A 19,956-nucleotide genomic window follows, 5' to 3' on the forward strand; every position below is an offset into this window, starting at 1 on the left:
GTGCCCTAACAGTATTGTTTATTATTGCCAATGACGATATAGCTTGATGCCGGGGTTAGCCCTTATCCCTTGGTAGAAGACGGCCTCTGCCGCCAACGTTTGAGTGCGCTGTGGGTTCGTGCAGCGGTGTGGCGCACTACGCCAAGTGATTCATCAAGTTGGCTTTTTGTATTTCCCTCCTCACGAGCTAACACTTCAAGGCTTTTGGCCTTCGCCGCCAGCGCCTCTGCGCCCATGCTCAACGACTCCCCACGAAGCTGATGTGCCAACCTGACTACCTGCTGCCGAGCCTGTTCGCTAAAAGACGCTTCCGGCGTGGCAAGGTATGCGCTCAGTTGGGACACATAGTCGCTGATCTGCTGATGATATAAAGCAACCAGGTTTATCAAGTGCTCATCGCCCAGACTCTCCTGAAGCATGGTAAGCGTGTCAGCATTCAGTACATTGTGTTCAAAAACATTGTGCTCAAAAACATCGCGTTCAAAAACATCGTGCTCAAACGTATCGCCCTGCACCTGCGCAGGCAGCGTTGTCTTACTACGGGCTAGCGCTGACGGTGATAAATGCAGAGCAAGCACGTCGCCAAGCGCCAGAAGCGAAAGCGGCTTGGTAATGTAGTCGTTCATTCCGGCAGCCAGGCAGCGCTGGCGGTCATTGCCTCCCGCTGTCATGGCAATAATGGGTACGTCCGCCAACCAGCCTCCTTGCTCACGCAGGTGCCGCGTCACCATCAAGCCGTCCATATCGGGCAGCTGTATATCCATAAAGATTAAGTGCACCGGCAAGGACGCCGCCATGTCTAGCGCATCCTGCCCATTCTCGGCACACACGACCTCGCACCCCAAGCGTGACAAAAGCCCGGTCGCGACTTTGCGATTAATGGCGTTATCCTCCACTAACAGCAGTGAACCCGCAAAGTTTCTCGTCTGCTCATTAGGAAGCACTGCCTCGACGGGCATCGCTTTAATCAGCGGCAGCTTGCACCAAAATGTACTTCCCTGCCCCAGCCTACTCTGCACACCCAACTGCCCGTTCATGGCTTCACTTAAGCGCTTACAGATAGCAAGCCCAAGACCCGTCCCGCCGTAGCGGCGAGCGACCGATGCCCCCGCTTGCTGAAAAGGTTCAAATAACGCCGTTTGCTGCTCTTCACTAATCCCGCACCCGGTGTCGCTAACTTCCAGTAGCAGGTGCTCCACCGTTGAAGAGACCCGAACAGTGATCGCTCCGTGATCGGTAAACTTGGTCGCGTTCGCCACAAGGTTAAGCAAAATCTGCCTCAGACGACCCGCATCAGCCATCACCCAACGCGGCACCAGCGGGTCGATATGCATGCTTAACGCCACCCCTTTGGCCCTCGAACGCGGTTCAAATAGCGCTACCACGCTATCAACTAAGGGCCTTAATTCAGTAGGTGACGCTTCAAGTGTTAAATGGCCTGCTTCGATTTTGGAGAAATCGAGAATCTCGTTGATCATGGCCAACAGCTGGTTGGCGCTCTCATGAATCGTGCGCGCGTAATCTTCTACCTGGGCCGAGCTTGCTGGCTCACTGAGCAGCTCGCTCATGCCGATCACGCCATTAAGCGGGGTACGAATCTCGTGACTGACCATGGCCAGGAAGTCGGACTTGGCATGATTAGCAGCCTGCGCCTGCTCGGCGGTCACTTCCAATTGTTGGCTTAGTTGCTCCTGTCGGCGCCGGGCTGTCGCACTTTCACGCATTTCTCGGATCAGGAACGCAATGACCAACAGCACGGCCAGGCTCATACCGACCAGCAGCGTCATTAATAATTTATAGAGCGTGCTTAACACACGGCGCTCTTCAGTGGCAGACTCCGCCAGGTAACCATTGATGGTGATGACAAACCGCTCGGTTAGCTGGGTGAGTGCTTCAAGCTCTGCTTCAATTAAAACAATGGGCAGTTGATCCAGCACCTCATGAGGTGCAAACAAGAGGTCCAGCGGTTCCATCTGCTGGCCTATTTGCGTTAGCAACTGTCTCGCCCCTTCAATATCAGTAATCAGTGAATTGACTTCCCCTTCTTGAAGCAACATAAGACGGCTATACAAAAGTTCAAAACGCATATTCAGCTCGTTTTGTACCACCGGGGGCATCTCTGCACGGGATGCTGAAAGCAAGTGGTTAAGCAGCTGTACTGCATCACGATCGAGTTTATAGGCGACCCATGAGGTATCTTCGCGCAGACTTTGTGTGAGGTTGTCCTGCCGCCAAGAAGCCAGAGCAGCGACTACCAGCGCCGATGCAAACAGCAGCACGGTAATAATGGCCACCAGTTTAAGGCGGCGAGGGTAACGCAGCAGGCGGGGCGAGCGCACGTTGGCTCGGTTAAAGAACATCTATACGCCTAACCTGCCAAACAGCTCTAAAGCGCACTTTTTCACTTAACAGCGTCTCGTCCTGATCAAACGGATAAAGCACCCAAAGAGGCCCGAACTCACGAATCGGGATGTGCTGGTTATTTCGTTTAAGTGCCAGAATGACGTCGTAATCATAAAAATCCTTGATCGGTATGTCAGCCACATAGCCGTTAAGGGCCGATACCTCTATCGCATCCCCCTTGGCACCTACGTGCTCAAGCACATCACGTAACAACGGGCCTGAATATTGACTGACGCCACTTGTCCAAGGCGTACTCGTTTCAAACGCGTGCTGTGGCAGCCCCTCTAACATGTCAATATCAAAGTCGGCACCCGCTTCGGTATTCACATTTACAACATTGCCTCTTACTTCCAGCAAAACGGCACCATCTGGTGCTTCCAAGGGGGTGGACACATCGGCAAATCCAGCCAAGGGAGACCCTAGCACCAGCAGAACCCACCCCAGTAATAATGCTCTCACGATGACATCCTCATATAACTTTGCTCTATAGTTTTCTATTCAACTTTCGATACAAACACCCGTAGAGTATCGCGATCGGCTTACCCAGGTCAGGAAAAAAAGCGACTTTCTATATTAATTACAATTAGACACACCTACACAGCTACTTAAAGACTACTATTTTACTAAACATTACCGTGGGGTTATAAAAAAACTCCAGCTCATATGAGCTGGAGTTTTCATAGTGCCTGATACCTTTTAAAAAGCGCCTAGCGAACGATCATGACGGACACCTTTGAGTGATGAACAACATGCTCAGCATTCGGGCCCAGTACATAGTCGACAAACTTATGCCGAGTATGAGAAGCCATCACGATCAGGTCCACGTCCAGCTTTTTACCCACCTTAATGATGGCCTCCCAGGGGGAGCCATCGACAATAATGCTTTGGGTTTTAACATCCTGCGGAATATTGTCCTGAATAAACGTATGCTGCGCCTCTTTCATGGCTTCATGCGCTTTTGCAGAAAAATTCTTGGGGAAGTAAGCCCCTACCATCGGCATTTTGAGTTCTGGCAGCACAGTGACAATGTGCAACGACGCACCGAAGGTCTGGCAAAGCGTTACCGCCGTGGGCAACGCTTTCTTCCAGGAACCCTCTTCATTCAAGTCCACGGGCAGTAATATTTTTTGGTACATGACAACCTCCCTAGGCCACTGCCGCGCCATCATGATCAGACTTTTTACTACGCCGGCGACGCTGCATGAGCACAACAAAACCAAATATTGCCAACGCCGGTAGCCACATCCACTCTTTCGTCCAGCGGTCTACAGGGGCCAGTACTTCGATAATCTCCTGGTCGAAGTCAAACCCCAGGTCGGCGGCCTGGCTGCCGAAGGCGACGAAATCGACTAGCGTTTGATCACCGTCTACATACAGCTCCATACCGAGGTTTTCCAGGCGCTCCTGGCCCGTATCACCGCGGGGCACCGGGACCAGTACGTAGGTCGTCATTGGCGAGCCAAAAGCATCTTCACCAGCGATTTGTACCCGCAGGTTACTGCCATCCTCGACACGCTCAAGGGCATCAGCAAACTGGGCAGGCGGCACTGACGCATACGGGTCATGTATCTTGTCCATCCAGAAGCCTGGGCGGAAGAGCGTGAAAGCGACCAATAGCAGCAGCAGCGACTCATACCAACGATTGCGCGTCAGCATGTAGCCTTGCGTGCCTGCGGCGAAAATCAGCATCGCCACGGTGGCCACAATAAACACCACCACGCCCTGCATCGGGGTAACATCAATGAGCAGCAGGTCCGTATTAAAGATAAACAGAAACGGAAGCGCTGCCGTACGCAGGCTGTAGTAGAACGCCTGGAAGCCTGTCCGAATCGGGTCCCCTCCGGACACAGCAGCAGCCGCAAAAGAGGCCAGCCCCACGGGCGGCGTAACATCCGCCATAATGCCGAAATAGAACACGAACAGGTGGACAGCGATCAGCGACACAATCAGGCCATTTTGCTGACCCAGCATCACAATCACCGGCGCCATCAAGGCCGAAACCACAATATAGTTAGCGGTCGTGGGCAAGCCCATGCCTAGAATCAAGCTCAGCAAGGCGGTTAAAAACAAAATCATCATCAGGTTACCGCCTGACAGGATTTCAACCACATCTGCAAGCACCAAGCCCACACCGGTTTGCGACACCGCACCCACCACGATACCCGCTGTGGCCGTCGCGATACCGATACCGATCATGTTACGCGCGCCAGTCACCAGGCCGTCCCACAGGTCTAAAAAGCCCTCTTTGATATCGGCGGCCATTTTGCTGCGCCCACGGAAGACGGCAATAATGGGACGCTGCGTCACCATGATAAAGATCATGAACACCGTGGCCCAAAAAGCGGAAAGCCCTGGCGAGAGCCGCTCGACCATCAAGCACCAAACCAGCACAACAACCGGCAAGATATAGTGCAAACCGACCATTACGGTGGGTCGTGTCTGCGGCAGTTTAATAAACTTGGCATTAGGGTCATCCATTTCCAGCTCAGGATAGCGAGACCCGATTTTCAAAAGCCCTACATAAATAATCGCCAGGCCGATTGAAATGACCCATGGCGTTGCCTCACCCAGCAAGGGCTTGAGCCACCCAAGGCCGTAATAGACCACCACCGACAGCCCCATTAACAGCAGCAGGCCGGTTAAAAATCCTATGATTTTGTTGAGTAATGGACGGGCTGGGTTATTGGAAGGCAGCCCTTGCATATTGGCTTTAAGGGCTTCCAGGTGAACGATATAAATCAGCGCAATATAGGAAATAATCGCAGGCAGGAAGGCATGTTTAATAACGTCCACGTACGGGATGCCGACATACTCAACCATCAAAAACGCAGCCGCGCCCATTACCGGCGGCATGATTTGCCCATTCACCGATGAGGAGACTTCAATGGCACCGGCTTTCTCAGCGCTAAATCCCACCCGTTTCATCATTGGGATAGTAAAGGTACCCGTTGTTACCGTATTGGCAATCGACGAGCCGGAGATTAGCCCGGTCATGCCTGATGCCACAACGGCCGCTTTTGCAGGGCCGCCTTTCAGATGGCCTAACATCGAGAATGCGACTTTTATAAAATAGTTACCGGCACCGGCCTTATCGAGCAACGCACCAAACAACACAAACAGAAAGACAAAGCTGGTAGATACACCTAGCGCGATACCAAAGACGCCCTGGGTACCCAACCACTGGTGGTTGATCAACCCTCCCAGGCTGACGCCTCGGTGGGCAAGAATGCCCGGCATGTACGGGCCAAACAGGGAGTAGCCAATAAATATCGCGGCAACCACCATCAGGGGTGGGCCAAGCGCACGCCGAGTAGCTTCCAGCAGCATGATAATGCCGACGATGCCCACCACGATGTCCTGCGTGATAGGGCGCCCGGGGCGCTGCGCCAACTCTGAATAGAAAAGAAACAGATACCCACCGCAAAAGGCCGCTACCGCTGCAAACATCCAGTCTTGTAGCGGAATACGGTCGCGCGGTGAGCGCTTTAACGCAGGATAGGCCATATAGGCCAAAAACAGCGCAAACGCCAAGTGAATAGAGCGTGCTTCAGTGGCACTAAAAACACCGAAGCCGATCATATAAGGGAGTGGAGATGCAATCCATAGCTGGAACAGCGACCACGCTGCTGCAATACTTACCAGCAACTTACCGGGTACGCCGTGAGGCTTCCTTGCCCCTGTGTCACTGGCGGCGACCATATCCTCCAGGTCGCTCTCAGTGGCGTTAGAGGGTTGTTTGTCATCACGCATACGCTTGCCCTGCCTAATGGTCAGCGCTGACAATCAGCGCTTTCAACAAGAAGCGCGGACACCCGAGGTGCCCGCGCTTAAACTTCAAAAGCAATCACTATTGATCCTGGCTAATAGCGTCACACTAGGGTCTTATTCGATCCAGCCACGCTCGCGGTAGTAACGTGCAGCGCCATCGTGCAGCGGTGCAGTTAGACCGTCAGAAATCATGTCTTCTTCGTTAAGGTTTTCGAACGCCGGGTGCAGGCGCTTGAAGCGATCAAAGTTATCAAATACCGCTTTAACCGTTTCGTAAATAACCTCTTCATCCACGTCAGTCGATGAAACGAAAGTGGCTGCTACACCGAAGGTTTCAACGTCTTCGTCGTTACCACGGTACAAACCTCCGGGGATCACAGAACGCGTGTAGTAAGGATACTCTTCGATCAGCGTATCGATTTCATCACCAGTGACCGATACCAGGTTCGCATCAATCGTGGTGGTGGCTTCCTGGATGGAGCCATTCGGGTGGCCTACCACATAGACCATCGCATCGATGTTGTTATCAGACAGAGCTGAAGCCTGTTCCGCCGCATCCAACTGAGATGCCAACGCGAACGTATCTTCGTCCCAACCAAACGCTTCCATGACGACATCCATGGTGTTGCGCTGGCCAGAGCCTGGGTTACCGATGTTAACGCGCTTGCCTGGGAAATCGCTGATATTGTCGATACCCGCATCCGCACGCGCGACAACGGTAAGAGGTTCACCATGCATGGTGAATACCGCACGCATGTCACCCCAGGGGCCTTCTTCTTCAAAGTTGGCTTCGCCGTTGTAAGCACGGTATTGAACGTCAGACTGGACAACGCCCATATCCAACTCACCGCTTTTCATGCCATTCACGTTGGCAACAGAGCCGCCTGTAGAAGGCGCATTACAGCGAATACTGTGCTCTTCGCTGCCACGGTTAACCATACGGCAGACCGACTGGCCTACGACGTAGTAAACACCGGTCTGGCCGCCTGTGCCGATTGTAATATAGCGCTCTTGAGCAACAGCGGGGGCAGCAAACGTAGCTGCTGCGATCAACGCGCCAGAAAAAGTGGCGGTAGAAAACACATGGCGATTCATGGATACACCTCTATCTTGATGTTGTGAGCGTTATGCGTTTTGGAACCACCGATGATCTGTTCCCTCGGGTGATTTTTCGTCCAAAACGTTTTCAAGACAAACTGTTATATTTCGACATCCTGAAGTGCCGACCTTAACTACTTTAGCGAAAAAACCGCTAATTAGCGAAGCCAATACGTGGCTTCAAGGATACGAGCGGCGCCTATTGAAACACGACTCTAACGCTGCGTAACGTTTAGTCACCGTTAATTGCTATGCCTCTTTTGCATAGGGGGTATGAGATAAGCAACCAAACTTCCCGAAAGCCTGCCTGGCCCGTCAAAGGGTTGGTTGCTTAATAAGGTATAGCTCAATAGGCAGGGGTAGCCAAGCCCGCATGGAGGTTCCCTGAGGTTCGCAACCTACACGCCGGCAACAACAACCAGAACCACACCACGCCCTAAGCGTGGTGTGGTTCCTTTTTACCGATTCTTATGGCGATACAAGCGCCGTCGCGCCTTGAAGAGACCTACTGATCGATGGGCTTGCAGAAGCCGGCTTGATCCGGAATCGAAATACAGTCGCCCACTTTAATGCCGCGTTCGGCGAAGTAGCCGCCATTGACTTCAAGGGCCGCCCAAAATGCGGCACCTGCCGGATAGGAGGGACAATTGGCCGGAACACTGGACTCACAGGGAGGCATGGTGTTAATCGCTACGATACGCCCCTCCTGATCGATAAACGCGATATCCAGCACAATGCGCGTGCGGTACATCCAAAAAGTGTTGCCAGCAGGCTGCTCGCTCTCGAAACGAAACAGCATGCCGCGGTTTTCAGGCAGCGATTCACGCTCCATCAACCCTCGCTGACGCTGCGCCGCGCTTTTGGCCACTTCCACTTCCAGCCGGTGTGGGCCTCCGTCACTATGAATAGCCAGAGGCAGTAAATCGCTCTCTGGGTCAGCGCCCTCAGCCCAGGCGAGCGCGCCCCAAACCGTACCGGGAAGCAACGCGACCAAAGGCAAGCCTAACGCAGCTTTTAGCATAAGACGACGAGTCGGGTTCATGGAGGCAGGTCCTTTAATCGGTAAGCTGGTCAATCGTCATGACTTTCATCGTATTGGTACCACCATGAGCATTCATGTGATCACCCCGTGTCAGGATGACATGATCCCCCGGCTCGGCAAGCTTATGTTGCACCAGCAGTTCCAGCGCACGACGATTAAGCTCGGTCGCACTCATTTCTGAGGTATCAAACGGTAGCGACACGACGCCACGATATAGCGCCATACGCCGTTGGGCGATGGGGTTATGGGCAAGGCCGACAATCGGCAAACCAGAACGGATGCGCGAGGCAATCAAGGGGGTATAGCCGGAGGCGGTCATGCAGGCAATCGCGGCCACACCGGTCATATGGTTGGCGGCGTACATCGCAGAAAGGGCAATGGTTTCATCGGGGCGAGTAAAGCCTTCATGAATCCGGTGGCCCGACTCTTGTGCCACCTTTTCACGCTCAGCGCCCAAACAGACACGCGCCATGGCTTCCACGGTTTCCACCGGATAGTCGCCTGCGGCAGTTTCCGCTGAAAGCATCACGGCGTCACTGCTATCCAGCACGGCATTGGCCACATCAAACACTTCAGCGCGGGTAGGCAGCGGCGCCGAGATCATGCTTTCCATCATTTGAGTGGCGGTAATCACCGCACGGTTGAGCGAGCGGGCGCGTTTGATCATGCGCTTTTGCACGCCCACCAGTTTGGCGTCGCCAATCTCAACCCCCAGGTCGCCTCGGGCCACCATCACCGCTTCAGAGGCTTCGATAATGCCGTCAAGCGTTGCCTCATCGGCCACAGCCTCGGCACGCTCAACCTTGGCCACTAGGCCAATCTCCTTGCCCTCTTCACCCAGCAGACGGCGCGCTTCCAGCATGTCTTCGGCATGGCGCGGGAAAGAAATCGCCAGGTAATCAACGCCAATCTCAACGGCGGTTTTTAAATCCTGTTTATCTTTATCCGTTAGCGCCGGGGCAGAAAGCCCACCGCCCTGTTTGTTGATGCCTTTATGATTGGAGAGTTTGCCCCCCACTACCACGTGGGTATGAACCTGCTGGCCTTCTACGCGGGTAACGTCCAGCACCACACGGCCGTCATCCAGCAACAGGCGGTCGCCAGCGCCCACATCCTGAGCAAGGGTTTTGTAGTCGCAGCCCACTTGATGAACGTCGCCTGCATCACTGTCCATCGCCATATCCAGCACAAACGGCTGCCCCTCTTTCAGGGTCACCATGCCCTCTTTAAAGCGGGCAATGCGAATCTTGGGGCCCTGGAGGTCCCCCAGTGCTGCCACACTGCGCCCCAGCTTGGCAGCAATTTCGCGCACCCGTAAAAGACGCTGACGATGATCATCGGGCGTGCCGTGGGAGAAGTTCAAACGTACGACATCTACCCCCGCTTTCAGCATTGCCTCCAAAACGCCCTCACGGTCACTGGCGGGCCCCAGGGTGGCAACAATTTTGGTACGGCGAAGCGGGATATGTGTCTGTGCGTTCATAGTTTTCCTAAACAATCACGGGGTTTGTCATTAGCCTATCAGTATAAGACCACCAGGATGACAACCGTAAGGCGTGTGCACAAGTTATTCGCGTAAATCGACCGTAATTTCGAGCGAATACTCTTCGCAGTTATTACCTTCGCCGCCGCGATCCACCACTAAGAACTCGCCTTCACGCTCAAGCACCGACTGTATCGCATGCCAAGTGCCTGCTCGGTAGTTAACGCCCTGACGGCCGTCGGTAACAAACGCACGCACTGTCTTTGGATCAATCGTCTCGCCTGGCGGTGCGACCACCACAATAAAGCGTTCCTGATGCAGCGGCATAAATGCCTGGCTGCCCAGTGGATGGCGCTCTAAAAAGGTTAACTCAAGCGGTAAGGAAACGGGCTGACTCACAAACAGATTGATCAGCGTGTGGGCGTTTTCACCCAGGGTTTGCACCTTCGCCAGGCCGTGATGGCGCTGGGTACGCCCGGCGTTAATGGCAAACGAGGGTGACTCGCGCGCGTCGATGACCTCGCCAAAAGGCGCGAAGGCCTCACGCGTCAACGGCTCGGCGGTGAGAGTCAGCATGCAGGCCTCCTCATGGCTTTCTTCATTTCAACGAAAACTTCATTTCAGCGAAAGAGCTTGAGCTTTGCGTGGCGGTTGACGTCCTTGTAAAGCAGGTAGCGAAACGGTCCCGGGCCGCCGGCATAGCAAGCCTGAGGGCAGAAAGCGCGCAACCACATGAAATCCCCTGCTTCCACTTCCACCCACTGCTGGTTTAGGTGATACACCGCCTTGCCTTCCAGCACGTAAAGGCCGTGCTCCATGACGTGGGTTTCATCAAACGGAATGACGCCGCCGGGCTGGAAGTTGACGATGGTGACGTGCATGTCATGGCGCACATCGTTAGGGTCGACAAAACGGGTGGTCGACCAGCGCCCTTCCGTGCAGGGCATCTCGCTGGGCGTGATCGCCTGCTCGTTGGTGACGAAGGCTTCCGGTACATCAAGGCCGTCCACGTACTCGAAGGCCTTGCGAATCCAGTGAAAGCGAACGGCTTCGCGGGATTCATTGCGCACTCGCCACTCCACCCCCGGCGGAATAAACGCATAGCCGCCCGGGGCCATGGCGTGGCGCACGCCGTCCAGACTCAGCGACAGCTCGCCCTCGACCACGAACAGCACACCTTCGGCATCCTCCTCAGGCTCAGGCTTGTCGCTTCCGCCGCCGGGCTGCACTTCCATGATGTACTGGGAGAAGGTCTCGGCGAAGCCGGAGAGCGGTCGCGCCAGCACCCAAGCGCGGGTACCCTGCCAAAACGGCAGGTTACTGGTGACGATATCGCGCATGACGCCTTTCGGGATTAGCGCGTAGGCTTCGGTAAAAACGGCCCGATCCGCCGTTATTTGGGTTTGCGGTGGATGCCCACCTTGAGGGGCATAGTAAACCGGATTGCTCATTGAATGGCCTTTTATGAGGTAACGGGCGGATGGTGTTTCGCCCAGTGGCGGGCGATATCGACGCGTCGAGCGACCCATACGCGATCATGGGTCTCTATATAGTCTAAAAAGCGCTGTAGGGCGCGGAAACGTCCCGGGCGTCCCAGCAAGCGGCAGTGCATGCCGATAGAGAGCATCTTGGGCGCTTCTTCCCCCTCTTCATACAGCACATCAAAGGCATCGCGCAGATACGTAAAGAAGTGATCCGCCGTATTGAAGCCCTGCGGCGCAGCAAAGCGCATATCGTTGGTGTCCAGCGTATAGGGCACAATCAGATGAGCGTGATCACTCCCCTGGCTGTCGGTAACGGTCGTCCAAAAGGGCAGATCGTCGCCGTAATAGTCACTATCGTAAAGAAAACCGCCTTCATCCATAATCAGCTTACGGGTGTTGGGGCTATCGCGCCCGGTGTACCACCCCGCTGGCTTCTCCCCGTATAAGCGCTGAAATATCTCCACGGCTTTTTGCAGGTGTTCACGCTCAATGTGTTCGGCTACTTCTTGGTAGTGAATCCAGCGGTAGCCGTGACACGCGACCTCATGCCCCAACTCCTTGAATGCCTGGGCGACATCAGGGTTTCGCTCTAGCGCCATCGCCACACCAAATACCGTTAAAGGCAGCCCCCGCCGCTCAAATTCGCGAAGAATACGCCACACGCCTGCCCGAGAGCCGTACTCGTAGATCGACTCCATGCTCAAGTGGCGGTCAGCGTAACTGGCTGCGCCGATGATCTCGGATAAAAACTGCTCAGAGCCATTATCTCCGTGCAGCACGCAGTTCTCCCCACCCTCTTCATAGTTGAGGACAAACTGTACGGCGATTTTGGCCTTGCCTGGCCAGTTGGCATGCGGCGGTGTACGCCCATAGCCTTTTAAGTCACGCGGATAGCAGAGGTCAGTGGTTAGCGTCATCAGCGGGCCCTTCGGTTATCACCAAGCGTATAAATTCAATTAATTGACCATTATTGTATACAAAATAAACATATTAATAGCCCACGGCAATATTCCCAGGAATGGCTGATCAACCCATCGTATCTCTTATAACTTAAAAAGCGCCAAACCTGAGCGTGTAGACGAATCTATTAGCCTTTTTAATGAGAGTAAAGGCCTTGCTCTTGGCGATAAAGCCCCCTATTTTTGTATACAAGATACATCGGATCGTTTACCTACAGGATCGCGTGCTGTGCACATACATATTATTAACCCCAATACGACGGCATCCATGACCCAAGCCATTGGGCAGGCTGCTGAGCTTTACGCTTCTCCGGGGACCCGCATAAGCGCGTCTCAACCTGAATCAGGTCCGGTTTCCATTGAGAGCCATTTTGATGAAGTGGTAAGCGCGGTAGGCGTGGCCGAAGAAGTACTTAAAGGTGAGCAACAAGGCGGTATTGATGCCTATATTGTGGCCTGCTTTGGCGACCCTGGTCTGCTTGCCGCGCGTGAAGTAACCCGTGCCCCGGTGATTGGCATTGCTGAGGCAGCCTTCCATTTAGCCACGCTAATCAGCACGCGCTTCTCCATTGTTACCACCCTGGGGCGTACCGGCATTATTGCCGAGCACCTGCTTGAGCAGTACGGCTTTCGCCACCACTGCCGACGCATTCGAGCCGCTGAAATTCCGGTACTAGACCTTGAGCACCACCCCGATGCGGCGTTTACCCGAATTGTCGAGGAGTGCTGCCGCGCCAGGGACGAAGATGATATCGGCGCCATCGTGCTGGGCTGTGGTGGTATGGCGAACCTCACCCAACAGATTAGCCACGAAGTGGGTATTCCCGTCGTTGAAGGTGTAAGCGCAGCCTTGAAGCTTGCAGAATCCCTGGTCGGCTTGGGACTGCATACCAGCAAACATGGCGACCTTGCTTACCCACGCCCCAAACCCTTTACCGGTAAGTTTGCCGCCCTATCAAACCTTCCATTGCCGCTTAAATAGCACGCTCATCAGAAGGTCAGAAATTCGTTAATCAGTGCATTCGTAAAAGAACCAGAACGTCCAGTAGTACGCCATGCCGCAAGCATCTTTCAGGCTACAACCTGAGAAACCAACAATACTCATAATCTTGCGAGGACGACATCATGAGCATTTCAAATGCTGCTCTTGCGTCAGAAGACCCTTCTACAGCGCGCACCAAAGCCCTGGGGGGGAGGAAAGCCTGGCCCCCCAGGGTACCCGAATCATGGGGCAAGGCTCCTACTTTCTGGCCTGGTTTGGTGGGTGCGTTTCCATCGGCACCTTTGCCATGGGCTCAAGCGTTGTCGGTACGTTAAACCTGCTACAGGCAACGCTTGCCATCGCCATCGGGTGCTTTGTCATCGGCATTGCGCTGGCGATTAACGGTGCAGCGGGCTACAAATACGGCATTCCGTTTATGGTGCAGGCGCGCAGCGCATTTGGGTTTACCGGTACGCGTATTCCCGGCCTGGTTCGCGCGTTGCCTGCCGTGGTGTGGTACGGCTTTCAAAGCTGGATTGGCGCAGGCGCACTCAACATGGTGTCAGCAACCCTGTTCGGCTTTGATAACCTGGTGTTTTACTTTATTACCTTCCAATTCCTGCAAATCGGCCTTTCGGTGATGGGCTTTCAAGGTATCAAGTGGCTGGAAAATATCGGCAGCGCGTTTATTTTAGCATCGCTGATGTACATGTTTTACGCCACGGTGCAGCGCTATGGCGATGAATTATCCGCCAGCCTGTTCACCATGGAAGGCTCTTGGGGCATGCCATTCTGGGGCGCCACCATACTCTTTTTAGGCATCTACAGCACCATGATGCTTAACGTCAGCGACTACTCGCGTGAGCATAAAAAAGGCACGGCCCAGAGCCTGCTTACCACCATTTACGCCATGTCGATTCTACCCTGTACGCTGTTTATGGGCCTGATCGGCTATATGGTGTCGGAAGCTACGGGCACCGCAGACCCCATTCAGGTGTTTGCCAATGCCGTGGATAACACGCCGCTACTAATGACCACTCTGCTGTTTATCGCCTTTGCCCAGGTCACGACCAATGTACTGAACAACGTGGTGCCGCCTACCTATGTACTAATGGACATCTTCAAGATCAAGTTCCCGGTCGCGACCGTCATTGTCGGCCTGTTAGCGTTTGCCACCTTCCCCTGGAAGCTGGTTCAACCGGGCTCGGCCGCCGGTTTACAGCTGTTTGTCCAAACCTACTCGGCCTTTCTGGGCCCCATCTTTGCCATTCTGGTGGTGGATTACTACATCATCCGCCGCCGCACGTTGGATATCAGCAAGCTCTACGATCCCACCGGCCCTTATCAAGGCGTCAATAAAGCGGCTCTCGTTGCAACCGCGGTGGGCATCCTGGCAGCACTCTTTTTCTCTGCGGTCTCCTGGTACGCCAGTTTAATTCCCGCCGGCCTGACCTATTACCTGCTGATGAAACACTGGCCCGCCTGCCAGCGTTTTACACGCTAACCCTTCCCAATCCGACGGCTGCCTACGTGCAGCCGTGCTGACGATTAATGCAGAGAGACTATGCAGGAGCTATTCTCCTCAGCTCTGGCAGCGTGTTCTACTTTGGCTTGATGCGACAGTTTAGACGATGTAAAAGCGCCATCGGCTTTGTGCCGATGGCGCTTTTTTAGAGTGCAGGCAGCAACGAAAACGTCAGCGCCTAGTGGTTTTTCTCAAGCGTTAAATGGTTGTCTATTTCCTTTATCCTGTCTTCCGTGTGGTGATTGACGTAGAGCACCGTGGTTTCCTTGCCTTCACAGATTTTCTCGATGAGCGCAAGAACGAGCTGGCGGTTCATGTCATCAAGGCCCAGGCAGGGCTCGTCGAGTATTAGAAGCGGCGGGTGCTTCACCATGGCACGGGCAATCAGTAGCAACCGCTGGTCGCCGTAGGAAAGCTTATTGAACGGCTGGTCGGCACGCGTTTTCATACCCAGTAAATCAAGCCATTGGTCGGCAATCTTTTGCTGATTATCGGTAGATTTTGTGTAAACGCCGATACTATCAAAAAAGCCCGAGATGATGACGTTCCTGCAGCTAGTGCTGACACGATACTCCCATTGCAGGGCCGTGGAGACATAGCCAATAAACTGCTTGATCTGCCAGATACTTTCGCCGTTACCGCGCTGGAAGCCAAACACGAAAATATCGTTGGTATAGCATTGCGGGTGGTCTCCCGTGATCAAGGACAACACGCAGGTTTTACCGCTGCCGTTAGGACCACTCAGTTGCCAGTGTTGCCCGCGTTCGATCGTCCAGTCGAGCGAGTCCACAATGACGGTATCGCCGTATTTAATCGTCGCTTGCTTGAGCTTCACTAACGGCTGGTTGGGGTCGAGCGCGGGCAACTGATGGGCAGGGTCGGCCTCGGGCACGCTTAGGTCAGTCGTTTTCAAATGCAGCAGTTGGTAAAGCTCGTTGAAGGCGGCCTCATCCTGGCGGTCTACTGTGAACGCCAGTCGCCCACCTTCCCTACGCGCTCTATTGCCTTGCTTTTTATTCTCTTGCGCCGGGTCTGGCCGGTCCTTATCCAGGTAAGCCACGTGAGTGATGAAGTCCGGCATTTCGTCGAAGCGATTGAGCACCATCACCATGGGGACGCTTTCGATAATAGAGGCAAGATGGGCTTGCAGCATGGCGAGCGTGTCGACGTCCAGGCCATCGAACGGCTCATCTAGAATGAGCAGATCGGGCTTGTTAGCCAGCGCTCGGATCAGCATAACTTTGCGGGTTTCACCCGTGGAGAGTTTGCGAAAGGCGCGGTCGAGGAGTGTCGTTAGGCCGAATTTTTCAACCAGCTCGCCAGCGAGTTCGGCATCTTGGCAGTGCTCGAAAATCATTTCACTGACCGGCGTGCCAAGCGACACGACATCCATGATGTCGGCATCGTCTTTTTTCAGCTCTTCTGCGATAAGCTCGGCCTGCACTTCAAAAGAGACCAGCCCGACGCGCTCGGGAAGCCCTTGAACAGTGCCCGCTTCAATCTTGCCAACGCCAGCCAGTGCCGCCGCCAGGGCCGACTTACCGGAACCGTTAGCGCCGGTGATGACCCAATGCTGGTGAGGTTCGATGGTCCAGTCAATCTCGCTTAGGGTGAAGCGATCATCAAAACTGATCGTCGCATTGTTTAGCTGAATGCTCGCCAAGCGGGTTGAAGGCTCCATGAACATGTTCCTTACATTGGTAAAAAATCAGGGTTCGGAAAGTCTTTATCCAGGGACAAAAAAGCCGAGCATATCGTGGTGGATATCTCGGCTTTCCATTGACTAGCTAACGGTTAACCCGTGGGTTAAACGATCTTCTTCATATCCGCCATGTGGCCACGCAGCACGGCGCCAACAGCTTCCACCGGGTGAGCGCGAAGCGCATCGTTGACCTCGATCAATCGTGCGTTATCGACACCGTTGTCGTCCAGATCAAGGCCTTTACCGATGACATCGGATTTAATGCCCTTCATGAAGTCTGCCAACAGCGGCACACAGGCGTGGTTGTACAGGTAGCAACCGTACTCTGCGGTATCAGAGATCGTCGCGTTCATTTCGTACAATTTCTTGCGCGCGATGGTGTTCGCGATGAGCGGCGTTTCGTGTAGCGACTCGTAGTAGGCAGACTCGGCGATAATGCCCGCTGCGGTCATGGTTTCGAACGCAAGCTCAACGCCCGCCTTCACCATGGCGACCATCAAGATGCCGTTGTCGAAGAACTCCTGCTCGGAGATTTCAACGTCGCCAGCAGGCGTTTTCTCGAAGTTGGTTTCGGCAGTGTCTGCACGCCATTTCAGAAGGTTAGCATCATCGTTTGCCCAGTCTTCCATCATCGTGCGGGAGAAGTGGCCGCTCATGATGTCGTCCTGGTGCTTGTTGTACAGCGGACGCATGATGTCTTTCAGCTCTTCCGCCAGATCAAAGGCCTTGATCTTGGCCGGGTTGGAAAGACGATCCAGCATGTTGGTCACGCCGCCGTACTTAAGCGCCTCGGTGATGTTTTCCCAGCCGTACTGAATCAGTTTGGAGGCATAACCTGGCTCAATACCCTCTTCGATCATTTTATCAAAGCAGAGGATAGAACCGGTTTGCAGCATACCGCAAAGAATCGTCTGCTCGCCCATCAGGTCGGATTTAACTTCCGCGATGAAAGAGGACATCAACACGCCCGCTTTGTGGCCGCCAGTGCCCACTGCGTAGGCTTTCGCTAGCGCAAGCCCTTCGCCTTTGGGATCATTGGCTTCGTGCACAGCGATCAAGGTAGGAACGCCGAAACCACGAACGTATTCAGCACGCACCTCAGAACCCGGGCACTTGGGCGCCACCATGATGACGGTCAGGTCATCACGCACCTGCATGCCCTCTTCTACGATGTTGAAACCGTGGGAATAAGACAGGCAAGCGCCTTCTTTCATAAGCGGCATGACAGCGTTCACCACTGCGGTGTGCTGCTTATCCGGGGTCAAGTTCAGAACCACGTCCGCCGTCGGGATCAGCTCTTCATAAGTACCCACCACGAAACCGTTTTCAGAGGCGTTCTTCCAGGACTGACGCTTTTGCGCAATGGCTTCAGGACGCAGTGCGTAGGAAACGTCCAGGCCGCTGTCGCGCAGGTTCAACCCCTGGTTGAGACCTTGCGCGCCACAGCCAATCACTACCATTTTCTTGCCTTTCAGCGCGTCGACACCATCAGCAAATTCTGAGCTGTACATGAAACGACATTTTGCAAGCTGAGCCAGCTGTTCGCGTAGCGGCAAGGTATTGAAATAGTTAGCCATCGTTTACATCCTGATTAAGTATCATCACGCTATCGATGCACGACACACCGACACGAAAAAAGTGACACAGCCGCTCAATACGGGATCCAGCGCTATGTAAGTGAATCCAATCTAACCAAAAACGACTATTTCTTAAATTGATATATTTGCAACAACACGTCCCTATTTTCACAAAACGCTATTATCATGGCGCTTATGAACTTTAAACTTTTGAAACAATTCCTCGCGCTGGCCGAAACGCTGCATTTCGGCCGTGCAAGCGATGAGTGCTACGTCAGCATTTCTGCGCTTTCGCGCAACATCCGCCATTTGGAAGACGAACTGGGCGTGTCGCTGTTCAACCGCGACAACCGGACCGTGGTGTTGACTCAGGAAGGGCAAAAATTCCTCAAATATGCCCGCGATGCCAGCAGCCAATGGAATTTGATTCGTCATGAGTTAACCGACAATCTTGACCAATTAAGCGGTGAAATCAGTTTGTATGGCTCGGTGACGGCAAGCTACAGCTTTTTGCACGAGCTGCTTCGCCGCTTTCGTATCGCCTACCCGGCCATTGAAATCAAACTGCGCACCGGTGACCCGGAACACGCCATTGCGCACGTACTGGATGGTAAAGAAGACCTTAGCATCGCAGCAAAGCCTGCCCATCTACCGCGAGGCCTGGCCTTTAAGCCCATCGCTACGTCGCCGTTGCTGTTTATTGCCCCGCTGGAACAGCAAGTGCCGAATGCGCCAACCGGCACACCATTCACACCAGCAGAATGGGCGAACACGCCTATGATTCTATCGGAAAGCGGCGTTTCCAGAGCGCGTGTAGATGAGTGGTTTCGCAAGCTAGACATCTCGCCACGTATTTATGCCCAGGTCACCGGTAATGAAGCCATTGTCAGCATGGTGAGCTTGGGCTTTGGTATTGGCGTGGTGCCTAAAATCGTCCTCGACAACAGCCCATTGGTGGGTCGCATTCGAGTACTCGACGTAGCGCCGGAATTAGCACCCTACGATATTGGCTTGTTTACCCTGAAGAAGAACCTGAAAAACCCGCTGGTCGAGGCGTTCTGGAGCTTGATGTAAGCCCTGTTCGCGGCGTTAGCGATTAAGCTCACTTCAGTCCCCAAATATCTGCTGTAGGTCCGGGGCGCTCTCCTCTTCTTCGACCATGGAGAGCGAGGCTTCAATCGCTTTTAGGTGGCGGCTCATAAAGGCTTTGGCGCGCTCGCCGTTGCCGGACTCCAGATAGCCGATCAGGTCGTCATGGTCGTGGGATTCGCAGCCCAGGTGGCCACGGTGGCCATATACCGCAAGAATAAGCGATGAGCGCGAGCAGAGGCGTTCTACAAATTCGGCAAGCGTGGCGTTGCCAGAAAGCTGGGCGAGGCGCACATGAAAATCTGCTGACAGGCGAATAGCAGTGCTCTGTTGACCACTGCGCAGCGCGTGACGCTCCTCGCGGGCCATCTCGCGCAGTTCAGCAGCTTCTTTTTCACCGATTCGCTTTGCCACATCGGGCATTAATCCGCACTCGACAAGCTGGCGGGCATCGAAAACATCCTTGGCTTCATCGGCGGTGGGTCGGGTAACACTGGCACCACGGCGGGGCGTTAGGGTTACCAATTGCTCCAGCGCAAGGCGCTGTAAAATCTTGCGTATGCCGGTACGGCTAATGCTAAACACGTCGGCAAGCGCATCTTCACGCAGCCTGGCACCGGGCTTTAGGCGCTGTTCAACAATCGCATCGCTTACCGCACGATATATAGCATCGTGACGTTCATCGCCCTCTTTTTCTGGAGCAACCCGCTTCGCGGTCGCCTGCGCATCACTCATGTGGCTCTCCTATCGCCTCCTTACTTTGCATCGCGTCATGATATCGCGCTTGGCCTTGCTTGAGTGGGCGATATTACATGACGTTCGGCTAATGATGAGCAATAAAAAA

Annotated in this window: 16 protein-coding genes; 3 read left to right on the forward strand and 13 right to left on the reverse strand. The window is 54.1% G+C overall.

All coding sequences use genetic code 11. The annotated features are described in order from the left end of the window. Positions 1–62 precede the first annotated feature (62 nt). From ACT3TY_RS06240 to puuE, 10 genes are all read right to left on the reverse strand, one after another. Complete coding sequence (locus ACT3TY_RS06240) at positions 63–2,360, reverse strand: ATP-binding protein (RefSeq protein ID WP_444621530.1); 2,298 nt, start codon at positions 2,358–2,360, stop codon at positions 63–65. Then, a complete protein-coding gene (locus ACT3TY_RS06245) occupies positions 2,350–2,862 on the reverse strand; it encodes a molybdopterin-dependent oxidoreductase (RefSeq protein WP_444621529.1) in 513 nt (170 codons plus the stop codon). Before ACT3TY_RS06245 ends, ACT3TY_RS06240 begins: the two co-directional genes overlap by 11 nt. Positions 2,863–3,110: 248 nt before the next feature. Next, positions 3,111–3,539 (reverse strand): universal stress protein, encoded by a 429-nt coding sequence (locus tag ACT3TY_RS06250; RefSeq protein WP_087111921.1) that lies wholly within the window; start codon positions 3,537–3,539, stop codon positions 3,111–3,113. A gap of 10 nt (positions 3,540–3,549) precedes the next feature. Next, complete coding sequence (locus ACT3TY_RS06255; protein ID WP_444627677.1) at positions 3,550–6,153, reverse strand: TRAP transporter permease; 2,604 nt, start codon at positions 6,151–6,153, stop codon at positions 3,550–3,552. A 132-nt stretch (positions 6,154–6,285) separates the two neighbouring features. After that, complete coding sequence (locus ACT3TY_RS06260) at positions 6,286–7,266, reverse strand: TAXI family TRAP transporter solute-binding subunit (RefSeq protein WP_193054408.1); 981 nt, start codon at positions 7,264–7,266, stop codon at positions 6,286–6,288. Positions 7,267–7,774: 508 nt separating this feature from the next. Beyond that, positions 7,775–8,311 carry a DUF192 domain-containing protein gene (locus ACT3TY_RS06265; protein ID WP_172117450.1) on the reverse strand — a complete coding sequence of 179 codons (537 nt, stop codon included), beginning with the start codon at positions 8,309–8,311 and terminating at the stop codon, positions 7,775–7,777. A gap of 13 nt (positions 8,312–8,324) precedes the next feature. Continuing rightward, positions 8,325–9,794 (reverse strand): pyruvate kinase, encoded by a 1,470-nt coding sequence (gene pyk / locus ACT3TY_RS06270; RefSeq protein WP_193057151.1) that lies wholly within the window; start codon positions 9,792–9,794, stop codon positions 8,325–8,327. A gap of 84 nt (positions 9,795–9,878) precedes the next feature. Next, positions 9,879–10,370, reverse strand: coding sequence for an ureidoglycolate lyase (locus ACT3TY_RS06275; protein ID WP_172117448.1), 492 nt, complete (start codon positions 10,368–10,370; stop codon positions 9,879–9,881). 44 nt (positions 10,371–10,414) lie between these two features. After that, positions 10,415–11,245, reverse strand: a complete 831-nt coding sequence (locus ACT3TY_RS06280; RefSeq protein WP_441677193.1) for a bifunctional allantoicase/(S)-ureidoglycine aminohydrolase — start codon at positions 11,243–11,245, stop codon at positions 10,415–10,417. A gap of 11 nt (positions 11,246–11,256) precedes the next feature. Continuing rightward, complete coding sequence (gene puuE / locus ACT3TY_RS06285; protein ID WP_172117446.1) at positions 11,257–12,195, reverse strand: allantoinase PuuE; 939 nt, start codon at positions 12,193–12,195, stop codon at positions 11,257–11,259. A 271-nt stretch (positions 12,196–12,466) separates the two neighbouring features. Between puuE and ACT3TY_RS06290 the strand changes: the two genes are divergently transcribed. Continuing rightward, positions 12,467–13,219 (forward strand): aspartate/glutamate racemase family protein, encoded by a 753-nt coding sequence (locus ACT3TY_RS06290; protein ID WP_193054403.1) that lies wholly within the window; start codon positions 12,467–12,469, stop codon positions 13,217–13,219. A gap of 244 nt (positions 13,220–13,463) precedes the next feature. Continuing rightward, a complete protein-coding gene (locus ACT3TY_RS06295) occupies positions 13,464–14,723 on the forward strand; it encodes an NCS1 family transporter (protein WP_444627678.1) in 1,260 nt (419 codons plus the stop codon). Positions 14,724–14,922: 199 nt separating this feature from the next. Here ACT3TY_RS06295 and modF read toward each other — a convergent pair whose 3' ends face one another. Both modF and ilvC read right to left on the reverse strand, forming a co-directional pair. Continuing rightward, positions 14,923–16,425 carry a molybdate ABC transporter ATP-binding protein ModF gene (modF, locus tag ACT3TY_RS06300; RefSeq protein WP_441677200.1) on the reverse strand — a complete coding sequence of 501 codons (1,503 nt, stop codon included), beginning with the start codon at positions 16,423–16,425 and terminating at the stop codon, positions 14,923–14,925. A 125-nt stretch (positions 16,426–16,550) separates the two neighbouring features. Beyond that, positions 16,551–18,023: a ketol-acid reductoisomerase gene (gene ilvC, locus ACT3TY_RS06305; protein WP_172117442.1), complete on the reverse strand. Its 1,473-nt coding sequence runs from the start codon at positions 18,021–18,023 to the stop codon at positions 16,551–16,553. A 195-nt stretch (positions 18,024–18,218) separates the two neighbouring features. On the opposite strand from ilvC, the gene ilvY reads away from it, so the two are divergent. Continuing rightward, on the forward strand, positions 18,219–19,097 hold the full coding sequence (gene ilvY / locus ACT3TY_RS06310; protein WP_172117441.1) for an HTH-type transcriptional activator IlvY: 879 nt from the start codon (positions 18,219–18,221) through the stop codon (positions 19,095–19,097). 33 nt (positions 19,098–19,130) lie between these two features. Here ilvY and ACT3TY_RS06315 read toward each other — a convergent pair whose 3' ends face one another. Beyond that, positions 19,131–19,847, reverse strand: a complete 717-nt coding sequence (locus ACT3TY_RS06315; RefSeq protein ID WP_087111895.1) for a GntR family transcriptional regulator — start codon at positions 19,845–19,847, stop codon at positions 19,131–19,133. Positions 19,848–19,956: the final 109 nt, after the last annotated feature.

The organism is Halomonas sp. AOP22-C1-8, from assembly GCF_052378905.1.
GTDB classification, from domain to species: Bacteria; Pseudomonadota; Gammaproteobacteria; order Pseudomonadales; family Halomonadaceae; genus Vreelandella; species Vreelandella citrativorans.

Bases quoted from the DNA above. Each gene is read 5' to 3' on its own strand.
- ACT3TY_RS06250 (WP_087111921.1), bottom strand. From the start codon at position 3,539: ATGTACCAAAAAATATTACTGCCCGTGGACTTGAATGAAGAGGGTTCC.
- pyk (WP_193057151.1), bottom strand. From the start codon at position 9,794: ATGAACGCACAGACACATATCCCGCTTCGCCGTACCAAAATTGTTGCC.
- ilvY (WP_172117441.1), top strand. From the start codon at position 18,219: ATGAACTTTAAACTTTTGAAACAATTCCTCGCGCTGGCCGAAACGCTG.
- ACT3TY_RS06255 (WP_444627677.1), bottom strand. From the start codon at position 6,153: ATGCGTGATGACAAACAACCCTCTAACGCCACTGAGAGCGACCTGGAG.
- ACT3TY_RS06240 (WP_444621530.1), bottom strand. From the start codon at position 2,360: ATGTTCTTTAACCGAGCCAACGTGCGCTCGCCCCGCCTGCTGCGTTAC.
- ACT3TY_RS06280 (WP_441677193.1), bottom strand. From the start codon at position 11,245: ATGAGCAATCCGGTTTACTATGCCCCTCAAGGTGGGCATCCACCGCAA.
- modF (WP_441677200.1), bottom strand. From the start codon at position 16,425: ATGGAGCCTTCAACCCGCTTGGCGAGCATTCAGCTAAACAATGCGACG.
- ACT3TY_RS06315 (WP_087111895.1), bottom strand. From the start codon at position 19,847: ATGAGTGATGCGCAGGCGACCGCGAAGCGGGTTGCTCCAGAAAAAGAG.
- ilvC (WP_172117442.1), bottom strand. From the start codon at position 18,023: ATGGCTAACTATTTCAATACCTTGCCGCTACGCGAACAGCTGGCTCAG.
- ACT3TY_RS06265 (WP_172117450.1), bottom strand. From the start codon at position 8,311: ATGAACCCGACTCGTCGTCTTATGCTAAAAGCTGCGTTAGGCTTGCCT.
- ACT3TY_RS06260 (WP_193054408.1), bottom strand. From the start codon at position 7,266: ATGAATCGCCATGTGTTTTCTACCGCCACTTTTTCTGGCGCGTTGATC.
- ACT3TY_RS06275 (WP_172117448.1), bottom strand. From the start codon at position 10,370: ATGCTGACTCTCACCGCCGAGCCGTTGACGCGTGAGGCCTTCGCGCCT.
- ACT3TY_RS06295 (WP_444627678.1), top strand. From the start codon at position 13,464: ATGGGGCAAGGCTCCTACTTTCTGGCCTGGTTTGGTGGGTGCGTTTCC.
- puuE (WP_172117446.1), bottom strand. From the start codon at position 12,195: ATGACGCTAACCACTGACCTCTGCTATCCGCGTGACTTAAAAGGCTAT.